12 protein-coding genes are annotated in these 15,012 nt (G+C 71.7%); 8 read left to right on the forward strand and 4 right to left on the reverse strand.

Translation table 11 applies throughout. The features are described from left to right. Positions 1 to 788: class I SAM-dependent methyltransferase (locus HKK74_RS29745; RefSeq protein WP_222722899.1), on the forward strand; the 788-nt coding region annotated here is incomplete at its 5' end. 57 nt (positions 789 to 845) lie between these two features. Here the strand turns inward: HKK74_RS29745 and HKK74_RS29750 are convergent. The 4 genes from HKK74_RS29750 to HKK74_RS29765 all read right to left on the reverse strand — a co-directional run bounded on the left by HKK74_RS29750 (position 846) and on the right by HKK74_RS29765 (position 7,199). Next, entirely contained in the window at positions 846 to 2,093 is a 1,248-nt protein-coding gene (locus tag HKK74_RS29750; RefSeq protein ID WP_187246702.1) for an MFS transporter, read from the reverse strand. A 31-nt stretch (positions 2,094 to 2,124) separates the two neighbouring features. Beyond that, positions 2,125 to 3,687, reverse strand: a complete 1,563-nt coding sequence (locus HKK74_RS29755) for a glycoside hydrolase family 43 protein (RefSeq protein ID WP_187246703.1) — start codon at positions 3,685 to 3,687, stop codon at positions 2,125 to 2,127. 74 nt (positions 3,688 to 3,761) lie between these two features. Further along, positions 3,762 to 6,107, reverse strand: a complete 2,346-nt coding sequence (locus HKK74_RS29760) for a beta-xylosidase/alpha-l-arabinosidase (protein WP_222722900.1) — start codon at positions 6,105 to 6,107, stop codon at positions 3,762 to 3,764. Between the two features lie 72 nt (positions 6,108 to 6,179). After that, the gene (locus HKK74_RS29765) at positions 6,180 to 7,199 is read right to left on the reverse strand and encodes a LacI family DNA-binding transcriptional regulator (protein WP_187246704.1); all 1,020 of its coding nucleotides are present in this window, start codon (positions 7,197 to 7,199) and stop codon (positions 6,180 to 6,182) included. Positions 7,200 to 7,498: 299 nt separating this feature from the next. Between HKK74_RS29765 and HKK74_RS29770 the strand changes: the two genes are divergently transcribed. From HKK74_RS29770 to HKK74_RS29800, 7 genes are all read left to right on the forward strand, one after another. After that, complete coding sequence (locus tag HKK74_RS29770) at positions 7,499 to 8,797, forward strand: extracellular solute-binding protein (RefSeq protein ID WP_187246705.1); 1,299 nt, start codon at positions 7,499 to 7,501, stop codon at positions 8,795 to 8,797. 67 nt (positions 8,798 to 8,864) lie between these two features. Next, positions 8,865 to 9,863 (forward strand): carbohydrate ABC transporter permease, encoded by a 999-nt coding sequence (locus HKK74_RS29775; protein ID WP_187246706.1) that lies wholly within the window; start codon positions 8,865 to 8,867, stop codon positions 9,861 to 9,863. Continuing rightward, positions 9,860 to 10,723: a carbohydrate ABC transporter permease gene (locus HKK74_RS29780; RefSeq protein ID WP_187246707.1), complete on the forward strand. Its 864-nt coding sequence runs from the start codon at positions 9,860 to 9,862 to the stop codon at positions 10,721 to 10,723. Before HKK74_RS29775 ends, HKK74_RS29780 begins: the two co-directional genes overlap by 4 nt. 47 nt (positions 10,724 to 10,770) lie before the next feature. Beyond that, positions 10,771 to 12,234 carry a glycoside hydrolase family 30 protein gene (locus HKK74_RS29785; RefSeq protein ID WP_187246708.1) on the forward strand — a complete coding sequence of 488 codons (1,464 nt, stop codon included), beginning with the start codon at positions 10,771 to 10,773 and terminating at the stop codon, positions 12,232 to 12,234. Next, positions 12,231 to 13,373, forward strand: coding sequence for a Gfo/Idh/MocA family protein (locus HKK74_RS29790; RefSeq protein ID WP_187246709.1), 1,143 nt, complete (start codon positions 12,231 to 12,233; stop codon positions 13,371 to 13,373). The genes HKK74_RS29785 and HKK74_RS29790 overlap by 4 nt, the downstream gene beginning before the upstream one ends. Next, complete coding sequence (locus HKK74_RS29795) at positions 13,370 to 14,263, forward strand: DUF6807 domain-containing protein (RefSeq protein ID WP_187246710.1); 894 nt, start codon at positions 13,370 to 13,372, stop codon at positions 14,261 to 14,263. Before HKK74_RS29790 ends, HKK74_RS29795 begins: the two co-directional genes overlap by 4 nt. Then, positions 14,260 to 15,003 (forward strand): cupin domain-containing protein, encoded by a 744-nt coding sequence (locus HKK74_RS29800; protein ID WP_312881911.1) that lies wholly within the window; start codon positions 14,260 to 14,262, stop codon positions 15,001 to 15,003. Before HKK74_RS29795 ends, HKK74_RS29800 begins: the two co-directional genes overlap by 4 nt. Positions 15,004 to 15,012 lie beyond the last annotated feature (9 nt).

Consider the following 15,012-nt stretch of genomic DNA (forward strand, 5'->3'; position numbering starts at 1 on the left):
ACGATGGAGTCGTGGACGGCGACTTCGCGGCAGGTGAGGCGCGGTGGCGGGAGCGGCTCGGCCGGCTCCGCAATGTCGTCCGGCAGGAACTCGTCGCACGCAGGCTCCGCGACCACCTGCCCGACCGGCCGTCCCGGCATGTTCTCGATGTCGGATGCGGCCAGGGCACGCAGGCTCTCGCGGCGGCCCGCCGCGGTCATCGCGTGACCGGGCTCGACTCCTCCCCGGTGCTGCTCGAGGACTTCACGGCGGCTCTCGCGGCCGAGCCGCCGGAGGTCCGCGAGCGGGTCCGCCTGGTCCACGGGGATGTGGGCGAGCTGCCCGCACCGTTCGCGCCGGCGGAGTTCGACGCCGTGCTCTGCCATGGCGTCCTCATGTACTTCCCGGACCCGGCGCCGATCCTGGACGGCATCGCCGCCGTGCTCGCGCCGGACGGCATCGTGTCCCTGCTCGTGCGCAACGCCGAGTCGCTGGCGATGCGGCCGGGCCTCTCGTGGGACTGGGCGGCGGCCCGGCGCGCCTTCGACGACGCCACCTACCGCAACCGGCTCGGCGTGACGGCGCGGGCCGACCGGCTGGGCGAACTGACGGCCGCGCTGGCCCGGCGCGGGCTCGAGGTGCGCGCCTGGTACGGCGTCCGGGTGTTCACCGACCTCGCCCCGGGCGACGCCCCCGTACCGGAGCCCGCCGAGCTCGCCGCGCTGCTCGCGTGCGAGGAACGCGCCGGGCGCACCGATCCCTATCGCGGCGTGGCCCCGCTCATCCACCTCATCGCGGGCCGGGCATAAGCCCGTCCCGACGTCCCGCCGTCCTGCCGTCCCGGCGGGCGGCTCGGCGCGAGCCGCTCAGGAGAGCGCCGCTCCGGCCTGGTCCGGCACTTCGCGGGCCCCGGGACCGGCCGGCCGGCGGGCCACGAGCGGCTCGCACAGCAGCACGACGAGTGCGCAGGCCGCGATCGCGGCACCGGCCAGCGGGATGGCGCGCGGTTCCGTGTGCGGCAGCAGTACGCCGCCGATGAGGGCGCCGCCGGAGATGCCGACGTTGAAGGACGCGGAGGTGCCGGCGGCCGCGATCTCCGACCGGCCGGGCGCCACCTGCAGTGTCCTGCTCTGCAAAGCCGTGACGAGCGCGCCCATCGAGAAGCCCGACAGCGCCATCAGCGCGGCCGCCGGGAGCCGTGCGGCGCCCGCGGCGTACAGCCCGAGCAGTGTGACCGTCAGCAGCGCCACCGGAATCACCATCGCCGTGCGCGGGGCGCGGTCGACGAGGAAGCCGAATCCCGCCGTGCCGGCGATCCCGGTCAGCCCCGAGAGCAGCAGGAGCGGGCTGATCGCCGCCGCGGAGAAGCCGCTCACGTCGGTGAGGAAGGTGGTGATGTACGTATGGCAGGTGAACTGGCCGAGGATGATCAGCCCGGTGGTCACCACCACGATCCAGTAGCGGCGGGCGTCCGGCGTGGTGCCGGTGGCGGCGTGGCCCTGCCCCGGTGGCTCCGTCGGCAGCAGGACGATGACCGCGACGAAGGTGAGCGCGCCGAGTGCGCTCAGGGCCAGGAAGGCGGCGCGCCAGCCGGACTGCTGGCCGAGCCAGGTGCCTGCAGGCACGCCCGCGACGATGCCGAGGGAGCTCCCGGCGAACAGCACGGAGATGACCCGGCCGCGTACCTCGGGGCGGAACAGGCCCGCGGCCGTGATGCCCGCCACCGACCAGAACACCGCCTGCGACAGCGCGGTGATCACCCGGGCCGCGAGCAGCACCGTGTAGCTGGAGGTCGAGACCGACACCACGGTGGCGAGTACGAACACGGCCAGCAGGCCCGAGATCAGATGGCGGCGCGGGATCCGCCGGGTCCAGTGGGTCAGCGGGACGGAGACGATCGCGACCGTCACGCCGTAGCCGGTCACCAGCAAGCCGACGGCCGGCAGCGATACGCGCAGATCCTCCGCGATCACCTGGAGCAGGCCGATCGGCAGATTCTCCGTCGTGACGTAGGCGAACGCCGACACCGCCAGGGCCACCAGGGCTCCGACCGCGGAGAGCGGACTGCGTGCGGCGGCGGTGGTCCGGCCGGTGGGAGGGCTTGGCTGGTTCATGCGTCCTTTCCCGGGTGCCGTTCCGGCGCGGTCAGCGCGGGTCGCCGGGCAGTCCTGTGTACTCGAACCAGTCGAAGTCGGCGACGTTGGTGCTCTGTGCCCCGTTGGCGCTCGCGTACATCCCGATGTAGGCACCGGTGAAGCCACCGGCCACGGGGGAGCTGAGGATCCGGCCGTCGACCGGCCCGCCGAGCGGCCGCCAGCGTCCCGGCTCGGTGGCGTAGCGCATCTGGTACTCCTGCCCGTGCGCCTCCACCGCCAGGTGGACGCGGCCCGCGTCGACCGGTTCCTCGGCCAGTACCGTGTCGACCCCGTCCGCCCGCCAGACCAGCCGCAACCCGCGTGTGGTCACCACGAGCAGGATGTGGAACTCGTGGTTCTGCACCAAGGCGAGCCCGGCGCATTCGCCGTCCCCCTGGGGCGTGAAGTCGAGCGCGGCGTGCGCCGCGAAGTGGTGGTGCTGTTGCCGCCGGGCGACCAGGCTGGGGTTCGCGAGGTCGGCCAGGCTCTCGGGGCGGAGCCGGAGCCGCAGGTGGCCGGGCCGCTCGGTGAGGCTCCAGAACGGCTCGCGTGGCGTGCGCAGGAAGTTCCAGTACGGAGCCGGCTCGGGAGCGTCGAAATGGTCGCAGGCCGGTTCGGCGGGCCACCGGCAGGCGGGCAGGCCGGGCGTGGGGAGGACGTCCTCGACCGGCCCCGCGACCGGCCAGCCGTCCTCCCAGCGGACCGGTGCCAGGAAAGTCTCCCGGCCCAGGTTGTAGAAGTAGCCTCCGCTGGGCCGCATCGCGAGCAGGACCATCCACCATTCGCCCTTGCCGGTGAGCACGAGATCGGCGTGCCCGGTGCCGACGATCGGATGGTCGAGCCCGAGATGCCGGTGGGTGAGGATCGGGTTGCGCGGATCGCCCTCGTACGGTCCGGTGACCCGGTCGGCGCGGGCGACCACGACCGCGTGGTCGTGTTCGGTGCCTCCCTCGGAGGTCAGCAGGTAGTAGCGGCCGTCCACCCGGTAGAGGTGCGGGCCCTCGGACCAGATCGCGTCCTTGGCCGCGCCGTCCCAGATCACGTGCTCGTCGCCGACGAGCCGCAGGTTCTTGGCATCGAACTCCCGCAGCCAGACCTCGGTGTGCCCCTCGTAGCGGCCGGTGAGCCGGGAGGCGGTGAACCACGCCCGCCCGTCGTCGTCGAACAGCAGCGACGGATCGAAACCCGCACCGTCGAGCCAGTGCGGCTCCGACCACGGACCGGCCGGGTCGGTCGCCGTGACGACGAAGTGACCCGACCGCGCCGGGCCGTCCACCAGTGTGCACACCACGTAGAAGGTGCCGCCGGCGTGGCGGATGGTGGGGGCGTAGAGGCCGCCGGACGGCCTGATCCCGTCGAGCGCCAGCTGGGCCGGCCGGTCGAGCACGTGACCGAGCGGCCGCCAGTGGACGAGGTCGCGGCTGTGGAAGATCGGCAGGCCCGGGAACCACTCGAAACTCGACGTCACCAGGTAGTGATCCGACCGGACCCGGCAGACCGACGGATCGGGATGGCAGCCGGGCAGGATCGGATTCCGGAACCCTCTCGTGTCGCCTTCCGCAGGCACCCTCATGCTTCCTTTCGTCGTCACGCCCTGCCGACCGGTCAGTGTCGACCGGTCAGTGTTGACCGGTCAGTGTTGACCGGTCAGCAGGGGGTGACCCGTACCGGCACCGTGAGCACCCGGTCGGACCCGAGGACCCGGGTCGGGCCGTCCAGGGTGAAGCAGCCGCGCAGCGGCAATTCCTCGCTGGAGGGGCCGATGCCGACCTCGATCAGTCCAGGTTCGACGATGCGTTCCAGGTCACGGCCGGTGAACGACGTCCGGTCGGCGTGCACGGTGAACTCGGCCCGCGCCGCCCGGCCGGGCTCCAGGCGGACTCTGGCCCATCCGGCCAGCCAGCGCACCGGCCGTACGACCGAGGCCACCGGGTCGGTGAGGTACAGCTGTACGACCTCGGTGCCGGCGTGCTCTCCCACGTTGCGCACGACGGCGCTGATCTGTACGGAGCCATCGGTGGACGCGGAAGGGGTCACGCTCGCGTCGGAGTATTCGAAGCGGGTCCAGGTCAGGCCGTGACCGAACGGGTAGAGCGGTGTGGGGTCCACCGAGCTCCACGCGTTGCGCCCGCCCAGCCGGGGGTGCAGGTACGTGCCGGGCTGCCCGCCGGGGTGACGCGGCACGCTCACCGGGAGCCGCCCCGACGGCTCGACCCGGCCGGAGAGGATCCCGGCCAGTGCCCCGGCGCCCTCCTCACCGGGGAAGAACGCCTGGACCACCGCGGCGGCCCGGTTGGCGAGGTCGCCGAGAGCGTACGGCCGACCGGACAGCAGCACGACGACGGTGGGCGTCCCGGTGGCGAGCACGGCCTCGGCCAGCTCGGCCTGGCGGCCCGGGAGCGCGAGGGTCTCGGCGTCACACCCCTCACCCGAGGTGCCCCGGCCGAACAGGCCGGCGCGGTCTCCCAGCGCGAGCACGCACACCTGCGCCCGTCGTGCGGCGTCGACGGCGGAGGTGATGTCGGCGTCCCGCGAGACGGCGACGTCGGAGGCGGGCGCCGCGTCGAGCACCGCGCCGGGCAGTTCGGAGCGCAGCGCGGCGGCGAGTGCCGGGAACTCCACGCCCACGGGCATGTCGGGATGCTGGCCGCCCATGTGGTTGGGGAAGGCGTAGCAGCCCATCATGCCGAGCGGGTCGTCGGCGAGGGGGCCGACCAGCGCCACCCGGGTGGCCCGCAGCGGCAGGGTCCCGTCGTTGGCGAGCAGGACGATCGACTCCTCCGCCAGCCTGCGCGCCAGGTCGCGGTGCTCGGGCGGGTCGAGACGCGTGGCGTCGGTCACGGGCGCCACGGTGTCGGCCAGGCGCTGATCCCAGTCCTCGTCGAGCAGGCCCAGCTCGCCCTTGAGGGAGAGCACCCGGGCCGCGGACCGGTCGAGGAGCTCCTCGGGCACCGCGCCGCGGCGTACCTCCTCGAGCAGCGGCTCACCGTAGCAGCGCACCGTCGGCAGCTCTACGTCGATGCCGGCGCGCAGGGCGAGCGCGCCCGCCTCGCCGTGCGAACCGGCGACGGCGTGCAGGCTCGCCAGGTGGGAGATCCCGTAGTAGTCCGCGACGACCAGGCCGGTGAAGCCCAGCCGGTCGCGGAGCAGGCCGGTCAGCAGACGTTCGTCGGCGGCCGCGGGGACCCCGTCGATGTCGGTGTAGGAGTGCATGACCGCTCGCGCGCCGCCCTCGCGCAGCGCCATGACGAACGGCTCCAGCACGACGTCGGCGAGCTCACGGGGTCCGATGGCCGTCGGCGCCATGTTCCGGCCGCCGCGCGAGGAGGCGTAGCCGGCGAAGTGCTTGAGGGTGGCCACCACACCGGTTCGTTCGAGCCCGCGGACGTAGGCGCTGCCGATGACCCCGACGAGGTACGGATCCTCGCCGATGGACTCCTCGACCCGGCCCCACCGGTAGTCGCGGACCACGTCGAGCACGGGCGCGAGGCCCTGGTGCACCCCGACCGACCGCATGCTCGCGCCGATCGCCGCGGCCATCTCGCCGACCAGCTCCGGGTCGAAGGACGCGCCCCAGGCCAGTGGGCACGGGAACACGCTCGCCGACCAGGTCATGAAACCGGTGAGGCACTCCTCATGCACGATCGCGGGGATGCCGAAGCGGTTCGCGCGGGAGACCTGGGTCTGCAGCTCGACGAGCCGCTCCACTCCCTCCAGGGGCGACACCGGAGCGGTGCCGAACACCCGGGTGAGCTGGCCGAGGCCGGCCTTGATGATCTGGTCGAGTGAGGGCGCGGGCTCGCTCCCGTCGTCGTCGACGGGCGCCACGGGCGCCTCGGGGTCGGCCGGCGTCGCCCAGAACGCCGAAAGCTGACCCGCCTTCTCCTCCAGGGTCATGAGCCGCAGGAGCGCTGCCACCCGGTCGGCCATCGGTAGCCGGGGGTCCCGCCAGGTCTCGGCCGTGGCCTCGTCCTCGCCTGACATCGCGCTCATCGGCTGCTCGCCTTCCTCGTCGCGTCGCTCATCAAGAAGCCTCCGTCTCGGGAACCTGGGCGGCCGGTCGGCCTAGTCGCGTGGGGGAGCGGCGGTGGAGTGCCGGATGCGCAGTTCCGTGGCGAGCTCGACCCGCGTGCTCACCAGCGTCTGGCCGTCGAGCAGCTGGAACAGGGTGCGCGCCGCGGTGCGCCCCATCTCCTCGAGCGGCTGTCGTACGGTCGTGAGCGGCGGGGACAGCCACTCGCACATGGGCAGGTCGTCGAACCCGACGACGCTGAGGTCCTGGGGAACCCGCAGGCCCGCCTGCCGGGCCGCCTCGTAGGTGCCCATGGCCTGCTGGTCGCTGCCGGCGAAGATCGCGGTCGGCGGATCGTCCAGGTCGAGCAGGTCCTGCGACTGGCGGAACGCCCCCTCGTGCCGGAAGTCGCCGTACCGGATCAACCGGCGGTCGATCTCGATGCCCGCGCGTTCCAGCGCCGCGCGGTAGCCGTCGATGCGGGCCTGGCTGCAGAGCATCTCGCGGGGGCCGCCGATCACGGCGATCCTGCGGTGCCCGAGAGCCAGCAGGTGCTCGGTGGCCGCGAGCCCGCCGGCCCAGTTGGTGGCGCCCACGCTGGCGATGTCGGTGTCGGGGAGGTTGACCGGATCGATGACGACGAGCGCCACCCCGGCGCGTTCGAGCTGCTCCCGCTGCTTGTGCGTCATGCGCGACGTCACGAGGATGACGCCGTCGCTGTGGTGCAGCGCGGGAAGGCTCGTCCAACTCGGCGGACGGGCGTCCTCGTCGCGGACCAGCGAGATCACGGCGCCCACCCCGCGCTCGGCGCACTCCGACTCGACGCCGCGCAGGATCTCGATGGCCCAAGGGCTGTCGAGTCCGTTGATGACCAGGTCGATCAGGCCGGAACGGCGGGCGCGCCTGCCGCCCGGCGCGAGGTAGTTGTGCGACTTCAGCAGGCCCTCGACACGCTCTCGGGTCGCCGGGGCGACATCGGTCCGGCCGTTGAGGACCTTCGAGACGGTGGCCTGGGACACCCCGGCCTCCTCGGCGATGAGAGCGAGCGTGGGGCGAGAATTCTGCTCACTCACCGGCCCGCCCCCCTCCGAACTGCACGCCCACAGGCGTTCTCCTTACTGTTGACTGCGAACAGTATCGCAATGTTTCGATGAGTCCTAGACCCCGCCGAACGCCGCATGAACGCCGATGGGCGCGCGGGTTTCCGACACCGGACAAGATCCTTGGATAAGGGCCTTGACCGATGGAGAGGGCTTTCCTAGGGTACGGCAGCAACACGGTTCGACAAATTTTCGAAACAGTTGCGAAATGCGGTGGAAATGCCGCACCCCCATCAACGGCAGTGACCGACCCCGAGCCCAGGAGGTCCCTGATGGGCCCCGAACCCTTCTCACGCCGCACCTTCCTCTCCGCAGCCGGGCTGGCCGGCCTGTCCGTGCCGCTCCTCGCCGCCTGTGGCGGAGACGACTCCGGTGACTCCGGCGGCTCCGCCGAGACGGTCACCATCGAATGGTGGAACATCGCGACCACCGAACCGGGGAAGACGCTCTGGCCGAAGCTCGCGAAAGAGTACGAGGCCGCGAACCCCAACGTGAAGATCAAGTTCGTCGCGACGGAGAACGACGCGTACAAGGCCAAGATGACCGCGCAGACCGCGTCGGGCAAGCTGCCCGACATCTTCCACACCTGGGGCGGAGGTGTGCTGAAGCAGCAGATCGACGCCGGTCTGGTGAAGGACCTCACGAAGGACGTCGCGCCCTGGTTGGGCACGCTCTTGCCGATCTCGCTGGAGGCCTACAAGTTCGACGGGAAGACCTACGCGGTCCCGTTCGACATCGGCATGGTCGGCTTCTGGTACAACAAGGCGCTCTTCACCAAGGCCAAGATCGACAAGCCGCCGGCCACCTGGGCCGAGCTCATCGAGGACGTCAAGAAGCTCAAGGCGGCCGGGATCACCCCGATGGCGCTGGCCGGCAAGGAGAAGTGGCCGGGCCATTACTACTGGGCCTACCTCGCCATGCGCATCGGCGGGCTCCCCGCCCTTCAGCAGGCCGCCACCAGCAACGACTTCACCGGTCCCGGATTCGTCGAGGCGGGCCGGCGGCTCAAGGAGCTCGCCGACCTCGACCCGTTCCAGCGGGGCTTCCTCAACGCCAGCTATCCGTCGTCCGACGGGCAGGCCGCGCAGATGGGCAACGGCAAGACGGCGATGGAGCTGATGGGCCAGTGGGCGCCGTCCGTGCAGAGCGATGCGGGCAAGGGCCTCGGTGACGACCTCGGCTTCTTCCCCTTCCCCACCGTCGACGGCGGCCAGGGCGCCGCGACCGAGGTCTTCGGCGGCGGTAGCGGCCACGCGCTCAGCAAGGACGCGCCCAAGGCCGCTGTCGACTTCCTCAAGTGGTTCGCCTCCATCGACGTCGATCGCCGTCTCGTGGAGTCGAAGGGGTACCAGCCGGTGGTCAAGGGTGCCGAGAGCGCGCTCACCGACCCGAATCTGAAGATCGTGAACCAGACGCTGGGCAGTGCCACCGGGTTCCAGCTCTTCCTCGACCAGGCGTTCCCGCCCGCGGTCGGCCAGGAGGTCAACGACAGCGTCGCCGCGCTCATCGCCGGCAAGTCGACCCCCGAGCAGGTCACCCAGAAGATCACCCAGACCGCCAAGAGCCAGTAGCCGACCTGCCCGCGACGACGAGGCACGGCCGGAGCGCACGGGTCCGGCCGGCGCGTGGAGTGAACGAATGGCACTTTCCACCCTGAAAGACGGGCAGTCCGAGGACGCGGTCGCCGAGTCCTCGGCCGGCAGTGCGGCGTCCGGCCGCGCGACGCGCCGCCGCAGACGCTGGAACCGGCTGACGATCATCCTGTTCCTGCTGCCGGCGCTGGTGCTGTTCACCCTGCTGGTCCTGGTGCCGATCCTCATCGCCCTGTACGCGAGCTTCTTCAGGTGGGGCGGCTTCGGCCTGCCGAGCGACTTCGTGGGGCTCGACAACTTCACCCGGCTGTTCCAGGACGAGGTCTTCCTCGGCGACCTCTGGCGAGGGCTGGTCCTGATCCTCTTGTCGATCGGGATCCAGCTGCCGTTCGCGCTCTCCATCGCCGTGCTGCTCAACCAGCGGCTACGGGGACGCGCGTTCTACCGGCTGCTGTTCTTCGCGCCGTACGTCCTGTCCGAAGTGATCACCGGCGTTCTGTTCACCATGATCTTCTCGCCGGACGAAGGGCTGGCCAACCATCTCCTCGAGATGGTGGGTCTCGGACATCTCAACCCGACGTGGTTCGCCGACGAGTCGCTGGTCCTCTTCACGCTGTTCCTCGTCATGACCTGGAAGTACTTCGGCTTCCACATGATCCTCTACCTGGCGGGCCTGCAGAGCATTCCCAAGGAGGTGCTGGAGGCCGCCTCGATCGACGGCGCCGGCAGCTGGCAGCGGTTCCGCCACGTCACGCTGCCGCTGCTCGGCCCGACGATCCGGATCAGCATCTTCCTGTCGGTCATCGGGGCGATCCAGCTGTTCGACCTGGTGTGGGTCATCACCCAGGGCGGGCCCGTGCACGCCTCGGAGACGATGTCGATCACGTTGTTCCAGTTCGGCTTCAAGCGCTACCAGGTCGGCTACGCCAGCGCCATCAGCGTCGTGATGTTCGTCATCAGCTTCGTCTTCGCCATCTTCTACCAGCGCTACGTGATGCGGCGCGACACCGAAGGAGCCGTCACCGCCATGCGAGGCCTGCGATGACCACTCACACCGCTCACCGCAAGAGGCCCCGCAGGCCGGCGGCCGTGTTCCGGTCGCTGTCCACGCACGCGCTCATCTGGGTGATCGGGGCGTTCATCGTCGTCCCGCTGCTCTACGGCCTGATCTCCGGATTCAAGACGACCAGCGACCTGTCGACCAACCCGATCGGCCTGCCGGAGGACTGGGTCACTGGGAACTACACCGAGCTCCTGCAGTCCGGCCCCTTCTGGCGGCAGATCTTCAACAGCACGTTCATCGCGCTGGCGACCGCGTTCATCACGGTCGGGGTGGCCGCGCTCGCCGCTTTCGTCTTCGCCCGCTTCGCCTTCCGCGGGCGCGAGGCGATGTTCACGCTCTTCACGATCGGCCTGATGTTCCCGTTCGCCGTGGCGATCCTGCCGCTGTTCGTGATGCTGAGGAGCTTCGGCCTGCTGGACAACCCGCTCGGGGTGATCCTGCCGCAGGCGGCCTTCGGGCTGCCGATCACGATCATCATCCTGCGCGGTTTCTTCCGGACGATCCCGGGCGAACTCGAGGAGGCCGCGACGATCGACGGCTGCACCGCGTTCGGCTTCTTCTGGCGGGTCCTGCTGCCCATGGCCCGGCCGGCGCTGGCGACCGTGTCGGTGCTCGCGATCGTGACGAGCTGGAACAACTTCTTCCTGCCGCTGCTGGTCTTCACCGACCAGCAGTGGCTCACGATCCCGGTCGGGATCCAGCAGTTCAAGGGCCAGTACTCGCAGGACACGGCCCGCATACTCGCCTACGTCGTGCTCGCCATGGCGCCCGCGCTCGCCTTCTACTCCGTCGCCGAACGGCATCTCATCGGCGGTCTCACCACTGGCGCGACCAAGGGCTGACCGGTCCCCCCCACGGCCCGTCCCCGTCCCCCGTTAAGGAGACAGCAATGGCAGTGCCCCGCCTCGTACGCAGGACCGCGCTGGCCCTCGGCACGGTCACGGCGCTCGCCGCGCCCGCCGCGCCCGCCCTCGCCACCGCGCCCGCCCTCGCCACGGGCGCGACGTCCGGCAGCGTGGACTTCCGCGCCGAGCTGCAGCCGATCGATGGCTTCGGCTTCTCGCAGGCCTTCCAGCGCGCCGGCCTCATGCGCGGCACCCCGGCACCGGGGAACACCGAGGGGCTGCCGCCGGCCAAGCAGCGCGAGGTCCTCGACCTGCTGCTCAGCCGGGACAAGGGTGCCGGCCTGTCCATCCTGCGGCTCGGCATCGGGTCGTCGTCGGACAACGTGTACGACCACATGCGCTCCATCCAGCCGGCCGACCCGGGCGGCCCCGACGCGCCGCCGAAGTACGAGTGGGACGGCGACGACGGCGGCCAGGTGTGGCTGAGCAAGCAGGCAAAGGCGTACGGAGTGGAGCGGTTCTACGCCGACGCGTGGAGCGCGCCCGGCTACATGAAGGACAACGGCACGGACGCCAACGGCGGCACGCTCTGCGGGCTGAGCGGCACCGCGTGCGAGAGCGGCGACTGGCGGCAGGCCTACGCGGACTACCTCGTGCAGTACGCCAGGTTCTACCGCAAGGAGGGCATCAAGCTCACCGACCTCGGGTTCACCAACGAGCCCGATCTGACCGTCTCGTACGCCTCGATGCGCTTCACCCCGGCCCAGGCGGCGGAGTTCATAAAGATCTTCGGCCCCACGGTCAAGCGCTCGGGCCTCGGCATGAAGGTCGCCTGCTGCGACGTCGCCGGCTGGGACGGGCAGCGCGAGTTCACCGCGGCGATCGAGGCCGACCCGCAGGCCGCGAAATGGGTCGCCACCCACACCGGCCACCCGTACATCACCCCGGTCACCGCGCCGCTGCCGACCAAGCGGCATGTATGGATGTCGGAGTGGTCGCCGAACGGCACCACCTGGAACGAGAACTGGGACGACGGCAGCGGCTACGACGGCTTCACCGTGGCCGAGGACATCCACCGCACCCTCACCACCGGGAACGCCAACGCCTACGTGTTCTGGTTCGGCGTGTCCATCGGAGCCACGCGCGGGCTGATCCAGCTGGACGGCGCGAACTACAACGTGTCCAAGCGCCTGTGGGCGCTGGCCGCCTACGGCCGCTTCATCCGGCCCGGCGCCACCCGCGTCAACGCCACCGCGGCCGACCCGGCACTGAAGCTCTCGGCCTACCGCAACGCCGACGGCACCAAGGTGGTCGAGATCCTCAACACCGCGACCGCCCGGACCCGGACGGCGCTCACGCTCGACCGGCCGGCGCACGGGCGGGTGACGTCGTACCTCACCGACGACGAGCACGCCCTGGCCAGGACCGACGCGGCGAGCGCGCACGGCAGCCGGCTCGCGGTCGACCTCGCCCCGCGCTCGCTGACCACCGTCGTGCTGGGCCGATGACCGAGGCCGGCACCGAGGGGCGCGGGATCAGGGTCGCCATCGCCGGCACCGGCGGGATCGCGGGGATCTGTCACATCCCCGCGCTGCAGGGCGAGGCGCACCGGGCCGAGGTGGTCGCGGCGATGGACGTGGACGCCGGCCGGGTGAAGACCTTCTGCGACGAGCACGACATCCCGGCCGCGTTCACCGACCTCGACCGGATGCTGGACGAGGTCCGGCCCGACCTGGTGCACGTGTGCACGCCGCCGGTCGCGCACGCCGAGCAGGTCGTCGCCTGCCTGCGGGCGGGCGCGTGGGTGCTGTGCGAGAAACCGCCCTGCCTGTCGCTGGCCGAGTACGACCGGATCACGGCGGCCGAGGGCGCCGATGGCAGCGGCGGGCCGTACGCCGCGATCGTCTACCAGCACCGGTTCGGCTCCGGCGCGCGCCGGATGCGGGAGCTCATGGCGGGCGGCGAGCTCGGCCGGCCGCTCGTGGCCCAGTGCGTGACCGCGTGGTACCGCGACCACGCGTACTTCGAGGTGCCGTGGCGGGGCCGGTGGGACACCGAGGGCGGCGGCCCGACGCTGGGCCACGGCATCCACCAGATCGACCTGATGCTGTCGCTGCTCGGCGAGTGGTCGGAGGTCCGCGCGATGGCGGGACGCCTGGACCGCGACGTGCAGACCGAGGACGTGTCCATGGCTATGGTGCGCTTCGGGTCGGGCGCCATGGCGAGCGTGGTCAACAGCGTGCTGTCGCCGCGCGAGGAGAGCTACCTGCGCTTCGACCTCACGGACGCCACCGTCGAGCTGCGGCACCTCTACGGCTACCGGGACGCCGACTGGAGCTACACGCCCGCGCCGCACGTCGCGGCGGCGCGGGCGGCGGCCTGGACCGCGCCGGCGCGGGCGGGCGGGGCCGATGTCCCGAGCTCGCACGGCGCACAGCTCACCGCGCTGCTCGACTGCCTCGAACGAGGGGAGCGGCCGCCCACCAGCGGGGCCGGTGGCCGGCAGACGCTGGAGTTCGTCACCGGTCTCTACAAGTCCGCGCTCACCGGCCGCCCCGTCTCGCGGGGCGAGCTGGTGCCGGGCGACCCCTTCTACCGCCGGCTGCACGGCGACACGCCCGGCTGGGCCCCGGAGGTCGGGCCATGACGCTGCGACTCGTCCGGTTGCACGGTGCCCTGTCGGTACGGGTCGGCACCGTCGAGATCATGAGGTACGTCTACGAGCCCGAGACGGACGCCTTCGAGGGGGCGAAGCCGTACCTCCACCCGGTCCGCACGCTCGCGGGGGACGTGGTCACCGGCTACCGGCCGCACGACCACCGCTGGCACAAGGGCGTCCAGATGACCGCGTCGCACGTGTCGGGGCAGAACTTCTGGGGCGGCGGCAGCTACGTCCGCGACGAGGGCTACGTCGACCTGCCCAACGTCGGGTCCATGCGGCACCGGGAGTTCACGCACCTGACGGTGGGCGACGACCGGGTCGAGGTGGCCGAACTGCTCGGCTGGCACACGCAGGCCGGTGAACACTGGGTGGACGAGCTCCGGTCCATGACCGTGACCGATGTGGGCGACGTCTCCTGGGCGCTGGACTTCCGGACGCGCCTCACCAACGTGCGCGCCGAGCCGCTGGAGTTCGGCAGCCCGACCACCAACGGGCGCCCGCAGGCCGGGTACACCGGGCTGTTCTGGCGCGGCCCGCGGGCGTTCACCGGCGGCGCGGTCATCGCCGCCGACGACCAGGGCGGCCCGGAGATGATGGGCCGGCCCGCCCGCTGGCTGGCCTACACGGGTCGCCACGACGAGGTCGACCGGAGCTCCACCCTCCTGTTCGTCGACGGCCCGGACAACAAGGCGGCCCCGACGCACTGGTTCGTGCGCAACGAGCCGTTCCCCGCGGTCAACCCGTCGTTCGCCTTCCACGAGGAGTGCGTCCTGGACCCAGGTCGCACGCTGGAGCTGCGCTACCGGATCGTCGTCGCCGCGGCGGCGTGGGACCACGCGCGGCTGGACTGGTACGTGCGGACGCACCCGTGGTGAGCGACGGCGCGGCGGCCCTGTTCCCCGGCGGGGTCGGGGTGTCGGGGCTGCGGGTCTACGACTGGCCGTCGGCCGACGGACTGTGCGGCGGCTCGCCGCACGTCCACCTGGTGTGCGCGGAGGCGTACGTCGTGGTCGGCGGCACCGGGCACGTACAGACCCTGACCGCCCAGGGACTCGCGGAGACCCCCCTCGGCGCGGGCGCCGTCGTGTGGTTCACGCCGGGGACGATCCACCGCCTCGTCAATACGGGCGGGGACCTGCACATCGTCGTCGTCATGCAGAACAGCGGGCTGCCCGAGGCCGGCGACGCCGTCTTCACCTTCCCGCCCGCCACGCTCGCCGACGCCGGGGCGTACGAGAGGGCCGCCGCGCTGCGCGGCGATCCGGGCGAGGCGGCACGGCGTCGGCGCGATCTCGCCCTCGAGGGCTTCGCGGAGCTCGGCGCTCGGGTGCGGCCGGGCGACGCCGGAGCGCTCGAGGACTTCTACCGGGCCGCGCGCGATCTCAAGGCCGGTTCGCTCGACGACTGGGCCGCGCGGTGGCGGGCCGGGGCGCTCGCAGCCGCCGACCGTACCGGCGAGCAACTGCGGCGGCTGGCGGAGGGCGACTGGAGCCACCTCACCGAGGCGCAGGTCCGCCGTCTTGACCCGCCCGACGAGCGCGCGCACGGGATGTGCGGACGGCTCGACACCTACGACCCCTCGGCCGGGCGGCCGCCCGGCGCGGAGCCCCGCTGACCCTCGCCC

Source organism: Actinomadura alba (assembly GCF_014323705.1).
Classification (GTDB): domain Bacteria; phylum Actinomycetota; class Actinomycetes; order Streptosporangiales; family Streptosporangiaceae; genus Actinomadura_C; species Actinomadura_C alba.